The sequence below is a fragment of the Compostimonas suwonensis genome (genome assembly GCF_002797855.1).
Lineage (GTDB): Bacteria > Actinomycetota > Actinomycetes > Actinomycetales > Microbacteriaceae > Compostimonas > Compostimonas suwonensis.
This window is the reverse complement of the sequence record NZ_PGFB01000004.1, coordinates 324,316-337,002: the sequence shown is the minus strand read 5'-3', so window position 1 is coordinate 337,002 and position 12,687 is coordinate 324,316. Positions and strand designations below refer to the sequence as shown.

The window sequence follows — 12,687 nt, the reverse complement described above, 5'->3', positions numbered from 1 at the left end:
CTGCTTGGACTTGGACTGCTTGGACTGGCCGGTCTGCGTGCTCACTCGGCTTACTCCACTTTGCCACCCCCGGGGCGGGAGCGCAGGGAAACCGCGAAAGCTGTGGGAACACCGACCGTGAACACGGGCTGTGGTCAGCGGGTGAGCGCCCCCAGAACACGCAGGATCGCAGGGAGATCGTGCCCGGCATCCTCGGGAGACGCGGGGGAGAACCCCGTGATGCCCGCGCCGGCCACCGTGAACCGTGCCGTGAGCGCCCGGATCGCCGTTGTGAGCTGCTCGGTGGTCACACCGAACGGCTCGGGGAAGCCGACCCCCTCGAACTCCGCCGGGTCGATGACGTCGAGGTCGACGTGAAGGTACACGGCCGACGCGCCGGTCGCGTCGACGGCGGCGACGAGGGCGTCGGGGGTCGCCAGCTGCTCGACCGACACGAGCGGGATCCCGTTCGAGGCGAGGAAGTCGCTCTCCGCCTCGTCCATGGAACGCACCCCCGCGAGCACGAGCTCGCCGGCCGACACGACGCCCGGGCCCTCGGCCCGGAGGCCGGCGGCGGACTCGCCCAGCAGGGCGCGCAGCACCATGCCGCTGAACGAGCCGGACGGCGACGACCGTGGGGTGTTCAGATCCGCGTGGGCGTCGAACCAGACGACGGCCACCGTGCCCTGTCCGTTCTCGTCGCCCCGGCTGTTCTCACCGGGCTGTCCGCTCTCGCGCCAGCGGGCGAGGGCCGAGCTCGTCGCGGCCAGCTCCACCGCGCAGTCGCCGCCGATCGTGATCGTCGTCGTCTGCGGGTCGGCGCTCGCGACCGAGACGAGCACTCGCTCGATCCTCGAACGGATCTCGGTGAGCGAGGAGAAGCGGTGGATGCCGGTCTCCTGCTCCTCCCCGGCCTCCATCGGCACCTCGACGAGGTGCGTCGCCGCCGACGGCAGATCGCCGCGGATGCTCTCGGCGCCGTCGATGAGCCGCATCGCCCGGGAGGACCCCGAGCCCTGCCACTCCGGCACGACCACGAACGTGACGCTCATGGACGGGTCACATGTCCCGATAGCGTCTGGCGCTCGCGAGCGCCTCGCGCAGCCGGGGCGCGTCGAGCGCGGTCACGTAGCCGGGGGTGTCGCGCTGGATGCGCCATCCCTCGGCGAGGGGCCCGGCATCCACGACGTCGAAGCCGAAGGAGTCGATGAGGGCCGCGACGGTCGCCTTCGCCTCGGCGTCGTCGCCCGCGATCGTGAGGGCACGACGCCCGGGGGTGCCGGCGGGTGTCCCCTCGCTCGTGATCTGCGTCGACACGATGTGGTTGAAGGCCTTGACGACCTTCGAGGTGGGCAGATGCCGCTGCAGCAGCTCGGAGACCGTGGTCGACTCGTCGTCGAGCTCGGCGATCTGCCCGTCGCGCTGCGGGTAGTAGTTGTTCGTGTCGATGACGATCTTGCCCGCGAGCGGCTCGACGGGAACCAGATCGATGTTCTTCGCCGGGATCGTCACGACGACGATGTCACCCGCCGCACCCGCATCGGCGGATGTCGCGGCGCGTGCTTTGGGGCCCAGTTCCGCGATGAGCCCGGCGAGCGTCTCCGGCCCGCGTGAATTGCTCAGAACGACGTCGTAGCCGTTCGCGATCGCGGCGCGTGCGACCTGGCTGCCGATGTGTCCTGCGCCGATGAATCCGATAGTTGTCATGTGAGCCTCCAACGGAGAAGGCGGCCGCGATGTTCCCACCGCGGCCGCTTTCAGACGATCTTCCGAACTGGTCGTGCGAGCTGTCCTGCGGCTGCTGTCGCTGCCGTCGTCACTGCCCGATGGCGGCCGTGCCGCCGGCTTTGAGGGCGGCGAGACGGGCGTCGACCTCGGTGAGCTCGCCGAGGTCGTCGAGGCTCTCGAACTGCGCGTCGAGACTCGACGAGGCGAGCTCGGCGGCTCCGCGCACCTTCGCCTCCTCGCGACGGATCTTGTCTTCGAAGCGGCTCACCTCGCTCGTCGGGTCCATGATGTCGATGCTCTTGACGGCGTCCTGCACCTGCGCCTGGGCGTCGACCGTCTTGGAGCGGGCGACGAGCTCGTCGCGCTTCGAGGCCAGCTGCTGCAGCTTCTGCTTCATCTGGTTGAGACCGGTCTTGAGCTTGTCGACGACCTCGGTCTGCGAGGCGATCTGCGGCTCGGCGTCCTTCGCCTCCTTCTCGGACTGCAGCTGGCGCTGCAGGGCGACCTTCGCGAGGTTGTCGAACTTGTCGGCGTCGGCGGTGTTGCCGGCAGCACGCAGCTCGTCGCCCTTGCGGCTGGCGGCGAGGGCCTTGTTGCCCCATTCCTGGGCGGCCTCGACGTCTTCCTTGTGGTCGTCTTCGAGCAGACGGAGGTTGCCGATCGTCTCGGCGATGGCCGATTCCGCGTCGGCGATGCTGCTCGTGTAGTCGCGCACCATCTGGTCGAGCATGAGCTTCGGGTCCTCGGCCTGATCGAGGAGCGAGTTGATGTTCGCCTTCGCGAGCTGCGCGATGCGACCGAATATCGACTGTTTTGCCATTGTTCCTGTTTCCTCTCCTGCGTTCCTTGTCTCGGTACTGCTGTCGTTCCGGTACTGCTCTAGAACCTGCCGCCGCCACCGCGCCGTGCGCGCGTGCCGCTCCCGCCGAAACTCCCGGCGCTGCTGCGACGGCCTCCGCCACCGCCCGAGCCCCCGCCGAACCCTCCGAAGCCCCCGCCGCCCCGCGAGCCGCCCCATGAACCTCCGCCGCGTGATCCGCCGCCGAGCACCGAGTCGATGAGGATGCCGCCGAGCACCGCTCCCGCGATGCCGCCTCCGCCGCCCGAGCCCCCGCCCCCGCCGAAGAGCCCGCCTCCGCCCGTCGCCGGCGCGGGGTCGAAGCTGTTCACGTCGTTGCGCGCGAACTGGATCGCCTCGGCGGAGAGCTGGTCGGCCCGCTGCGCCGCGGCGAGTGCGGCGTTCGGGTCGACGTCGCGTGCGGCATCCGCTTGACCGAGGAAGCGGCCGGCCTCGGCGAGCCTGGTGCGGGCCTCGGCCCCCACGGCGCCGCGTCGTGAGCTGATGAAGTCCTGTGCCGCCTGGGTCTGGCTGCGGGCCGAGAGAAGCGTCTGGTCGAGGGCCGCTCGCAGGCGCTGCGCCTGTGCCTGCGCGTCGCGAACCCCGGCGAGCACGGCGTCGATCTGCTGGTTGGCGGCCTCGACCCGCTGAACGAGCTCGAGGGGATTGACGAGCCCGGAGTCGAGGTGCGACTTGACCTCGCCGAGGGTCTTCTCGGTCGATCCGATCGTCGATCCGATCGTGTCGCCGAACCCGGCGGCCTGCCCGTCGCCGCTCGCCTGCAGCTTGCGCGCCTCCGCGAGATCGCGTTCGAGCTCGGCGATCGTCGATCCGAGGCTCTGACGGGCGGTGTCGAGATCGGCGTCGAGACGATCGACGGCGCCGAGCAGCTGACCGGCCTGGTCGATGGCCTCCTCCGCGCCCCGGATACCGACCGCCGCCGCGCTCGTCTCGCCGGCCGTGATCTTCTCCTGGGCCGTGCCGAGAGCCGTGATGGCGAAGGCGAGCCGCTCCTGGGCCTGCTCGGGGTTGTCGGCGATCGTCGCGAGGGTGTCGGGGGTGTAGCTCGTGGCGAGCTGCTCGACGAGGCGGCGGGCGTCGGCGATGCGACCCTCGATCGTCGCGCCCTGCTTCTGCAGCTCGGCGATCGCCTGCGGGGCGTTCTTCTCGAGCTCGCGGAGCTCGTCGAAGGCGCGTGCCTGGGTGTCGAGCACCTCGTTCGCCGCCGCGCACAGCTCGAGGATGCCGGTGTACCAGGCGCGGCGCTGCTCATCGCTGTCGGGCTCGGCGTCGTCGAGCTTCTGCTGCAAGGTGAAGGCCTCGGCGAGCTTCGACTTCGCCGTCGCGAGCGCCGTGGTGAATCCGGCTGTCGCCTGCTCGCCGTACTGGGCGATGGCGAAGCCGAGCTCCTGGCCGCTCGTCGTGACGGCGTCGTCGGTGTTCACGAGCGCGCTCCCGGCCCGCGTGCGCAGCTCGTCGATGGGAACGGCGGCCGCCTTCTTGGCCGCGCCGGATCCGCCGGCGCGCCGGCGGAGCACGAAGAACAGCACGAGGCCGATCACGACGACCACGGCGATGACGATCCAGAAGACGACCCAGCCGTTCGAGCCGCCGCTGGGATGCGGGTCGCCGGGCTCGACCTGGGGCGCCGTGACGACGCCGCCGGTCAGCACGGCCTGAAGCCCGGTCGCCGCGCCGATCCCGGCACCGGCCCAGTCGTTCTCGCGCAGGGCCGGCTCGATCGCGGTCGTCTCGACCTGGGTGAGCTGGGTGTCGGTCAGCGGCGACTGCGCCGCGACGGAGAGCTGGTACTCGCGATCGCCCGTGGCGACGGCGAGGAGCACGTCGTTGGTGCCCAGGCCGTTGAGGTCGGCCGTCTCGTCGGCCCACTGCGTGCGGTCGGCGGCGCCCGTGAAGGAGTCGACGTAGACGATGTAGAGGTCGGTCTGGGTCGCGTCGTACAGCGCATCGATCGCCGATTCGACCTCGCCCGTGCGGTCTCCGAGGGCGTTCACACGATCGAGCACGTGGCTCGAGCCGAGCTCGACGGGATCGTCGGCATAGGCCGCGGTGGGCAGCGCCACCGCGAGGGACGCGCCGAAAGTCGTGGCGAGGAGAAGTGCGCCCCCGGTCCAAGCTGCCCGCATCGGCCCTCATTTCAGCGTCTCGAACGTGCCCGTCGAGTCTATGGCGAGGGGCCGACAGGCGTCCACCATTCCCCACAGGGCCTCTGTTGCGGCCTGTTACGCCGCGGCTCGTCCCGTCGCCGAGCCCCCGGCATGATGGAGGGATGAGTCACACCACGATCGGCACCCTCGCCGTCGTCGAGGTCACGAGCACACGGCCCGGCGAGTCGGATTACCACGACTACGTGACGATGCTCGGCTCGCGCGCGGTGCAGGCCTCGCAGAACGCGGGATGGCACGTGCTCAGGCTCTCGGCGCACGAACTCGGCGAGCAGGCCCTCCTCGAGGCCACCGAGTCGGCCGACGCGATCGTGATCATGGGCGGCGAGGATGTCGCGCCCGCCTTCTACGGTGGACCGCGCGAGTACCCCGCCCAGGGCAGGCACCTCGAGTCCGCCGACCGTGCGCAGATCGCCGTCGTGCTGCGCGCCCTCGACCGCGGGACACCGCTGCTCGGCATCTGCCGCGGGCACCAGCTGATCAACGTCGCTCTCGGTGGAACGCTCGTGCAAGACCTGGGCGACGAGACGATCCACAAGAACCTGCGGGTCGCCGCCGAGCGCACGATGCGGCAGCACGAGGTGACGATCGCCGCGCACAGCGCTCTCGGCCGCGGCCTGGGCACGGGCATCCGGGTGCAGAGCGCCCACCACCAGGCGCTCGGGCGGCTCGGTGCGGGGCTGGTCGCGGTCGCGACGGCACCGGACGGGCTCGTCGAGGCGGTCGAGCACGAGTCGGCGCCCATCACGGGGGTGCAGTGGCATCCGGAGGACCCGGGCGCCCCCGCCGGCCAGTTCGACGCGATCCTCGAGTCGCTCGCCGAGCGGGCGCAGGTGCGGGCGCGGGCAGAGGCGCTGACGCCGGTGGCGGGGGACGTCGCGGCCTGAGCCGGGGCGACCCGATCCGGCCCGGCCCCGGTGCGATCCGCGGTCATCCGGTAAGCTGATCGGCATCGAAGGGGAGTAGTTCCGGTCGGCTGTGCGCCGCCGCGACGTGTCGACATACTGGCGGTTCACGACGAGCCGCCCGGTGCGTCACCCGGGTGCAGTGCGATTCGCGAATCGCACTGCGGTTGAATCGCACTGCGGTTTCCGGGCGAACGAGACCTTCGGTCAGACACCGTCTGAAGAGACCGTCCGACCGAAGCTGAACTCACCCGATTTCCTCTGGTCAGGCGTTGTATTCGACAGGCCCTGAACCGGAGGACCACCATGGCCCAGCCCAGCCCAGCCCACATCCGTCGATGGCGGCAGTACCTGGCCGACGAGCGTGCAGAGGCGCACGTCTACCGCGAGCTCGCCAAGCGCCGCGAGGGCGAGGAGCGCGACATCCTGCTCGCCCTCGCCGACGCCGAGGCGCGGCACGAGGCGCACTGGCTCGAACTGCTCGGCCCGCACGTGGGCAAGCCCCGCAAGGCGGACACGCGCACCCGGGTGCTCGGATGGCTCGCGAGCCGCTTCGGCTCGGTCTTCGTGCTCGCGCTCGCCCAGCGCGCCGAATCGCGCTCGCCGTACGCGAACGACGCCGATGCGACGCCCGCGATGGCCGCAGACGAGCAGATCCACGAAGAGGTCGTGCGCGGGCTCGCCGTACGAGGCCGCAACCGTCTCTCGGGCACCTTTCGGGCGGCGGTCTTCGGCGCCAACGACGGCCTCGTCAGCAACCTCGCGCTCGTGCTCGGCATCGGGGCGACCGGTGTGCCGACCTCCGTCGTCCTCGCGACCGGCGTCGCCGGGCTCCTGGCCGGGGCGCTCTCGATGGGCGCCGGCGAGTACGTCTCCGTGCGCTCCCAGCTGGAGCTGCTGCAGTCGACGGCGCCGAACCCCGACACCCGTGCCGCGCTGCCCGATCTCGATCTCGCCGCCAACGAGCTCGCCCTCGTCTACCGCGCCCGAGGCATGACGCACGAGGAGGCCGAGGAGCGCGCGCAGGAGACCCTGCGCACGCTCGACACGACCATGATCGCGGATGCCGCGGCCGCCCGTGAGACCGACGAGCACGAGGCCATCGGCACCGGGTGGGGCGCCGCGATCTCGAGTTTCTGCTTCTTCGCCTCCGGTGCGCTCATCCCCGTGCTGCCGTACCTCTTCGGTCTGCAGGGTCTCGCCGCCGTCGTCGTGGCCGCCGTGCTCGTCGGCATCGCGCTGCTCGTGACCGGCGCGATCGTGGGCGTGCTCTCGGGAGCCTCGCCGCTCAAGCGGGCCGTGCGCCAGCTCGCGATCGGCTTCGGCGCGGCCGCCGTCACCTACGTGCTCGGCCTCGCCTTCGGGGCGGTCGCCGGCTAGGCCCTCGCCTCCCGCCCGCCCTCGCCCTCCCGCCCGCCCGACGACTGACCTCACAGCGCCTGAACTCAAAACGACGGACTTTCCCGCCATTTCGGGCCCGTTCGGTGCGAAAAAGCCCGGAAACGGCAGAAAGTCCGTCGTTTTGAGTAAGGAGGGAGGGGATCAGTCGCCGAGGTTCTGCTGGCGCAGCCAGACGAGGATCTCGGTCGCGACATCCCGCCAGCCGTTGTCGATCGTCAGGGAGTGGCCCCGGCCGTGGAACTTGATGAGCTCGGTCACGGCGTTGGAGTCGCGGTACTGCTTGAGGGTCGCGTCGGTCACCACATCGGGCACCGTGTGGTCTGCCGTGCCCGAGATGAGCAGGAGCGGTCCGCGGTCCTCGTTGCCGGTCGCGACCTTCGCCTCGGAGTGCATCTGGAAGTTCGCGGTCGCGGCCTGGAAGAGCGGCCGTGCGGGGGAGGGGATCGTCCACTTCTCCCAGAGGGCCGAGGACTCCTCCTCGCTGAGCGCGTTGCCGAAGCCGAAGCGGAACTCCTTCTCGGTGAGGGAGACCGAGCGGTGCAGGTTGGCCGGGTTGCTCAGGGCGGGCAGGCCGGAGCGCAGCTGGGCGAGCGGGAGCGGCAGCACCCCCTTGATCTGGGCGGGGTCGATCGCGACGGCCGCGTTGCCGTAGCCCTGGCCGAGCAGCTTCTCGGCGATGAGGCCGCCGAAGGAGTGCCCGATGACGACGGGCGGGGTCTCGAGGTCCGAGATGATCTGCGCGAAGTGGTTCGTCACGTCGTCGATGCCGAGGTTCGCGACATCCTCGGGCCTCTCGCGGGCCTCGGCGACCGTCGCCGCCTCGTGGGGCCAGCCGGGGGCGACGGGCTCGAAGCCCTGTTCGCGGAACAGATCGAACCACGGCTCCCAGCTCGAGGCGTGCAGCCACAGGCCGTGGATGAAGACGACGGGTTGTGCGGGCATGGTGTTCCTTTCAACGGTTCACGACATCGTGCGGGACGAGCGTACGTGCGGGGACGGGCGCGTGCGTGTGCGGAAACATGGACGGAAAGCAGAAGCTCGGGGAACATCGGATGGCGGGCACCACCGGTGCCGTTCGGCACGATCATCCTCGCCCGCGACCCGGGTGGCAAGCGTTCGGGGCGCTGAACCCCCTGCACGGCCCTGCGCCCCGCTCCGCGAGCTCCGCGCCGTCGACGACGCGTCGAGCCGTGTGCTCATCCTGCGCGTCGATCACCGATCCGACGTGTACCGCCCCTGCTGACGGGCTGGAGAGATCGTGAGGTGGTGCCCCCACGCAGATTCGAACTGCGGCCCCTGCCTCCGGAGGGCAGTGCTCTATCCCCTGAGCTATGGGGGCCAAGGAACCCATCCAGGTTAGCATTGCGCCGCCCTGATCCGGACAGCGCGTCGAGACCGCGACGACGGCTGTAACAATCGCTCCGTATGATCGCCGGATGATGCGCACCGTGTCCTGCCGCCTCGACCTCCTGCTCGAGTCATCCGCCGAGCTCATCCTCTCGATCGCCGTGCGGAGGGACGAGGGCGTCGTGGCCGAGCGGATCGAGGTCACCGACGGGGAGCGGCCGATCGCCTGGCGCGAGCTCGTGACGGCGAACGGGTCGCGGCTGCAGCTGCTCGACGCCGGTGCGGGGCGGGTGCGGGTGGCCTACGAGGCGACGGTCGGCGGAACCGCGGAACACACCGCACGACAGGTCGGGGATGCCGCCGAGCTCGAGCTGCTCGAATACCTGCGGCCGAGCCGCTACTGCGAGTCCGACCTGCTCCTGCCGACGGCCGCCGCGGAGTTCGCCGGAGTCACGGGGCCGCCCCTGCTGCTCGCGGTCGGCGAGTGGGTGCACGCGCGGCTCGCGTACGAGTCGGGGTCGACCGGGTCGACGGATGGCGCCGCCGACGTGCTGCTCGCCCGCCGCGGGGTCTGCCGCGACTTCGCCCACCTCACGATCGCGCTGCTGCGGGCGCTCGACGTGCCCGCGCGCTACCTGTCGGTCTACGCCCCCGGGCTCTCTCCCATGGACTTCCACGCCGTCGCCGAGGCGTACGTCGACGGCGCGTGGCACGTCGTCGACTCCACCCGCCTCGCGCCCCGGCAGAGCCTCGTGCGCATCGCGACGGGCCGGGATGCCGCGGACGCGGCCTTCCTCACCCACCAGGGCGGCGCGCTGACCCTCGTGGGCCTCGAGGTCATGGCGACGGTCGCCGGCGAGCTGCCCCGCGACGACCACGGGACCGCCTAGCTACTGCTGCTGCTGCCGCTACTGCCCGAGGTTGGCGAGCGCCGCCGCGACGAGGGGCTGCGCGTCGCCCGGCTCGACGAAGAACGTCGACGACATCGAGATCCAGTACGGACCGCTGAAGACGTTCGCCTGGCCGACGCCGTTCTCGACCTCGAAGTAGCCCTCGATCGTGGCCGGGTCGCCGTAGGTGGGAACCGGCTTGCTCTCCATGACCATCGTGTTCTTGAGCGACTCGAGGTGGGGGTCGCCGAACTGGCCGACCGAGGCCGAGATCGTGTCGCCGCTCGTCTGGTTGAGCCAGCCGCAGGAGAGGCCCTGGGCCGCGACGATCTCGGCGGCCGAGCTGCCCTCCGCGGGCGCGTAGTCGGGCTGGGTGCCGAAGTTGGGGTTGAAGGCGTAGACGTCGTCGGGGGTCAGCAGCTGATCACACGCGATCGTCACGGGGATGCCGGGATCCTCCGTCGGCGTGGGCGTCGTGGTGGGCGTCTCGCTCGGATCCGCGGCGGGCGTCTCGCTCGCGACCTTCGTCGGCTTCACCGTCGAGACGGGATCGCTCGTGCACGCCGCCAGGGTCGCGAGAACGGCGACGGTGGTGAATGCGACGAGACCGGCACGCATGGCGCGAGCGTGGAGAGACGACACGGCGGAACCAGGCCTTCCTGCGTTGTTCGGGGAGGGTTTTCTGTCTGTGAGCACGACCTTAGCAACCGTTTCTTGAACGGACGCCGGGACTCGTGCAGAGTCCGCGGAGCGTTCATGGAACCGACGCGGATCGTGCCGCCCGGGCCGTCGTCGCCCTCGCGATAGGATGGCTCCCCGTGACTCCTGCAGAACTCTCCAGCGTCCTCTACGACCTCGTGGCCTCCCTGGTCGAGCGTCGACGCGCGGGCGCGGAAGCGGGCATTGAGGCGGACACGGCGGCGGGCGGCGAGCGGATCGCCCCGCTCGTCATCGACCCGGCCTCCGTCGTGCTCGAGCGGCCCAAGAACCGCGAGCACGGCGACTGGGCGTCGAACATCGCCATGCGCATCGCCAAGCCGCTCGGAGCGAACCCCCGCGAGGTCGCGGCCGAGCTCGCGAGCGGTCTCGAGAAGCTCGAGGGCGTGGCATCCGTCGACATCGCCGGCCCCGGCTTCATCAACATCCGCCTGGATGCCGCAGCCGCCGGCCAGCTCGCCCACGCCATCGTCGAGGCCGGGCCCGAGTACGGCACGGGCGACCTCTACGCGGGCGTGACGATGAACCTCGAGTTCGTCTCGGCGAACCCGACGGGCCCCATCCACATCGGCGGCGTGCGCTGGGCCGCCGTGGGCGACAGCCTCGCCCGCATCCTGCAGGCCGAGGGCGCCCTCGTGACACGCGAGTACTACTTCAACGACCACGGCGAGCAGATCGACCGCTTCGCCCGCAGCCTGCTCGCGAGCTACGAGGGGCAGCCGACACCGGAGGACGGCTACGGCGGCCAGTACATCTCCGACATCACGGACCGCGTCGTCGCGGCCTACGCGGAGAGGGTCGCGGCCGACGGCGCGGCCGAGCTCGCCTCGCTGCCCGCCGAGGAGAAGCAGGAGGTCTTCCGCTCGATCGGCGTGGAGCTCATGTTCGGCGACATCCGCCAGAGCCTGCACGACTTCGGCGTCGACTTCGACGTCTACTTCCACGAGAACTCCCTGCACGACTCGCAGGCCGTCGAGCGCGCCGTCGCCCGCCTGCGCGACGCCGGCCACATCTTCGAGAAAGACGGAGCGGTCTGGCTGCGCACGACCGAGTTCGGCGACGACAAAGACCGCGTCATCATCAAGAGCGACGGCAACGCGGCCTACATCGCCGGCGACCTCGCCTACTACCTCGACAAGCGCGAACGCGGCTTCGAGCGCAACCTCATCATGCTCGGCGCCGACCACCACGGCTACGTGGGCCGGCTCATGGCGATGACGGCGGCGTTCGGCGACACGCCGTACGTGAACCTCGAGATCCTCATCGGCCAGCTCGTGACCCTGCTGCGCGACGGCGTGCCGCAGCGGATGAGCAAGCGGGCCGGCACGGTCGTAACGATGGAGGACCTCGTCGACGCCGTGGGCGTGGATGCCGCGCGCTACGCCCTCGTGCGCTCCTCCGCCGACTCGCAGCTCGACATCGACCTCGACCTGCTCACCAAGCGCACCAACGACAACCCCGTCTTCTACGTGCAGTACGCGCACGCACGCACGCAGTCGGTCGCGCGGAACGCGGCATCCGTCGGCGTCGACCGCAGCGTCTTCGACGCCTCGCTGCTCGACCACGAGACGGAGAGCATCCTGCTGGGCGCGCTCGCCGAGTTCCCGCGGGTCGTGCGCCAGGCCGCCGAGCTGCGCGAGCCGCACCGCGTCGCGCGCTACATCGAAGAGGTCGCCGGCGACTACCACCGCTGGTACGACAACTGCCGGGTGACGCCCGTGGGCGACGAGCCCGTGACCGACGTGCACCGCAGCAGGCTGTGGCTCAACGACGCGACAGGACAGGTCATCCGCAACGGGCTGGGCCTGCTCGGCGTCACGGCTCCCGAGAGGATGTGAGCCGGAGGATGACGGAGGCGCCCGAACGACCCCGCTCGCGAGGACGCGTCGCGGGCATCGTCATCCTCGTGAGCCTCGTCGTCATCCTCGTCGGCGGCTACTTCATCGCCGACGCGGTCGTGCGGGGCGTCGCCCAGAACGAGGCCGCCAGCCAGATCGAGAGCCGCTTGCCGGAGGGTGTCGCGGCCGACGTGTCGGTGCAGCTCGGGGGAGTGTCCGTCATCGCGCAGCTGCTCACCGGCCACCTCGACGAGGTCACGGTCAGCGCGCCCGACCTCACCATCGACGGCGTGCTCGCCGATGTCTCGGTCGTGGGCAGGAACGTGCCCACCGACCTCGAGAAGCCGGTGGGCGAGGTGACCGGCACGATCACGGTGGATGCCGCGAACCTCAACAGGCTCGTGCAGGTTCCCGATGCGACATCGGCGGTGCAGCTCGGCGACCAGAGCCTCAGCTACGACACGACGGTGAACTTCCTCGGCCTCGACCTCGGCATCCGCGTGGAGGCGACCCCGACGGCGGCCGGCGACGAGATCCTGCTCGCGCCGCAGAACGTGAGCCTCACCGCGGGCTCGGCCGACATCGACCTGAGCCGGCTCGTGTCGACGGTCGTCGGCTCCGACCCGATCCCGGTGTGCGTGGCGCAGTATCTGCCGCCCGGTGTCGGAGTGACCGGCATCGACATCGCGCCCGAGCAGGCGACGCTCACCCTCGAGGCGAGCGACGTCGTGCTCACGCAGGAGTGGGCGACCTCGACGGGCAGCTGCGGCTGACCTTCGCGGGCTCGCGGTCGCGGCACGACCGCGTAACGGATTCGGATCGCGGCATACGTTCTCGGTAGACTCGCGGTACCGCACT

Annotated in this window: 10 protein-coding genes, 1 tRNA gene and 1 pseudogene; 5 read left to right on the top strand and 7 right to left on the bottom strand. The window is 70.7% G+C overall.

The genetic code is table 11. The features are described from left to right. Window positions 1-134: 134 nt before the first annotated feature. The 4 genes and pseudogenes from CLV54_RS12660 to CLV54_RS12645 form a co-directional block, all read right to left on the bottom strand. Window positions 135-1,031 carry an arginase family protein gene (locus CLV54_RS12660; RefSeq protein WP_100345333.1) on the bottom strand — a complete coding sequence of 299 codons (897 nt, stop codon included), beginning with the start codon at window positions 1,029-1,031 and terminating at the stop codon, window positions 135-137. A 7-nt stretch (window positions 1,032-1,038) separates the two neighbouring features. Continuing rightward, window positions 1,039-1,788, bottom strand: a pseudogene (locus tag CLV54_RS12655) (NADPH-dependent F420 reductase); the annotation flags it as partial. A gap of 7 nt (window positions 1,789-1,795) precedes the next feature. Beyond that, window positions 1,796-2,527 carry a PspA/IM30 family protein gene (locus tag CLV54_RS12650; protein ID WP_100345331.1) on the bottom strand — a complete coding sequence of 244 codons (732 nt, stop codon included), beginning with the start codon at window positions 2,525-2,527 and terminating at the stop codon, window positions 1,796-1,798. A 59-nt stretch (window positions 2,528-2,586) separates the two neighbouring features. Further along, window positions 2,587-4,692, bottom strand: a complete 2,106-nt coding sequence (locus CLV54_RS12645; RefSeq protein ID WP_100345330.1) for a TPM domain-containing protein — start codon at window positions 4,690-4,692, stop codon at window positions 2,587-2,589. Window positions 4,693-4,835: 143 nt separating this feature from the next. Between CLV54_RS12645 and CLV54_RS12640 the strand changes: the two genes are divergently transcribed. Both CLV54_RS12640 and CLV54_RS12635 read left to right on the top strand, forming a co-directional pair. Continuing rightward, a complete protein-coding gene (locus tag CLV54_RS12640; RefSeq protein WP_100345329.1) occupies window positions 4,836-5,618 on the top strand; it encodes a gamma-glutamyl-gamma-aminobutyrate hydrolase family protein in 783 nt (260 codons plus the stop codon). Window positions 5,619-5,942: 324 nt separating this feature from the next. Further along, window positions 5,943-7,016, top strand: coding sequence for a VIT1/CCC1 transporter family protein (locus CLV54_RS12635; RefSeq protein WP_100345328.1), 1,074 nt, complete (start codon window positions 5,943-5,945; stop codon window positions 7,014-7,016). 162 nt (window positions 7,017-7,178) lie between these two features. Here CLV54_RS12635 and CLV54_RS12630 read toward each other — a convergent pair whose 3' ends face one another. After that, on the bottom strand, window positions 7,179-7,979 hold the full coding sequence (locus CLV54_RS12630) for an alpha/beta hydrolase (RefSeq protein WP_100345327.1): 801 nt from the start codon (window positions 7,977-7,979) through the stop codon (window positions 7,179-7,181). A gap of 322 nt (window positions 7,980-8,301) precedes the next feature. Then, a tRNA-Arg gene (locus CLV54_RS12625) sits at window positions 8,302-8,376 on the bottom strand. Between the two features lie 97 nt (window positions 8,377-8,473). On the opposite strand from CLV54_RS12625, the gene CLV54_RS12620 reads away from it, so the two are divergent. After that, a complete protein-coding gene (locus CLV54_RS12620) occupies window positions 8,474-9,274 on the top strand; it encodes a transglutaminase-like domain-containing protein (RefSeq protein WP_100345326.1) in 801 nt (266 codons plus the stop codon). Window positions 9,275-9,292: 18 nt separating this feature from the next. Here the strand turns inward: CLV54_RS12620 and CLV54_RS12615 are convergent, their stop codons facing one another. Continuing rightward, complete coding sequence (locus CLV54_RS12615; protein ID WP_100345325.1) at window positions 9,293-9,892, bottom strand: iron ABC transporter ATP-binding protein; 600 nt, start codon at window positions 9,890-9,892, stop codon at window positions 9,293-9,295. A gap of 200 nt (window positions 9,893-10,092) precedes the next feature. On the opposite strand from CLV54_RS12615, the gene argS reads away from it, so the two are divergent. Beyond that, on the top strand, window positions 10,093-11,829 hold the full coding sequence (gene argS / locus CLV54_RS12610; RefSeq protein ID WP_100345523.1) for an arginine--tRNA ligase: 1,737 nt from the start codon (window positions 10,093-10,095) through the stop codon (window positions 11,827-11,829). Between the two features lie 8 nt (window positions 11,830-11,837). Continuing rightward, entirely contained in the window at window positions 11,838-12,602 is a 765-nt protein-coding gene (locus CLV54_RS12605; RefSeq protein WP_100345324.1) for an LmeA family phospholipid-binding protein, read from the top strand. Window positions 12,603-12,687 lie beyond the last annotated feature (85 nt).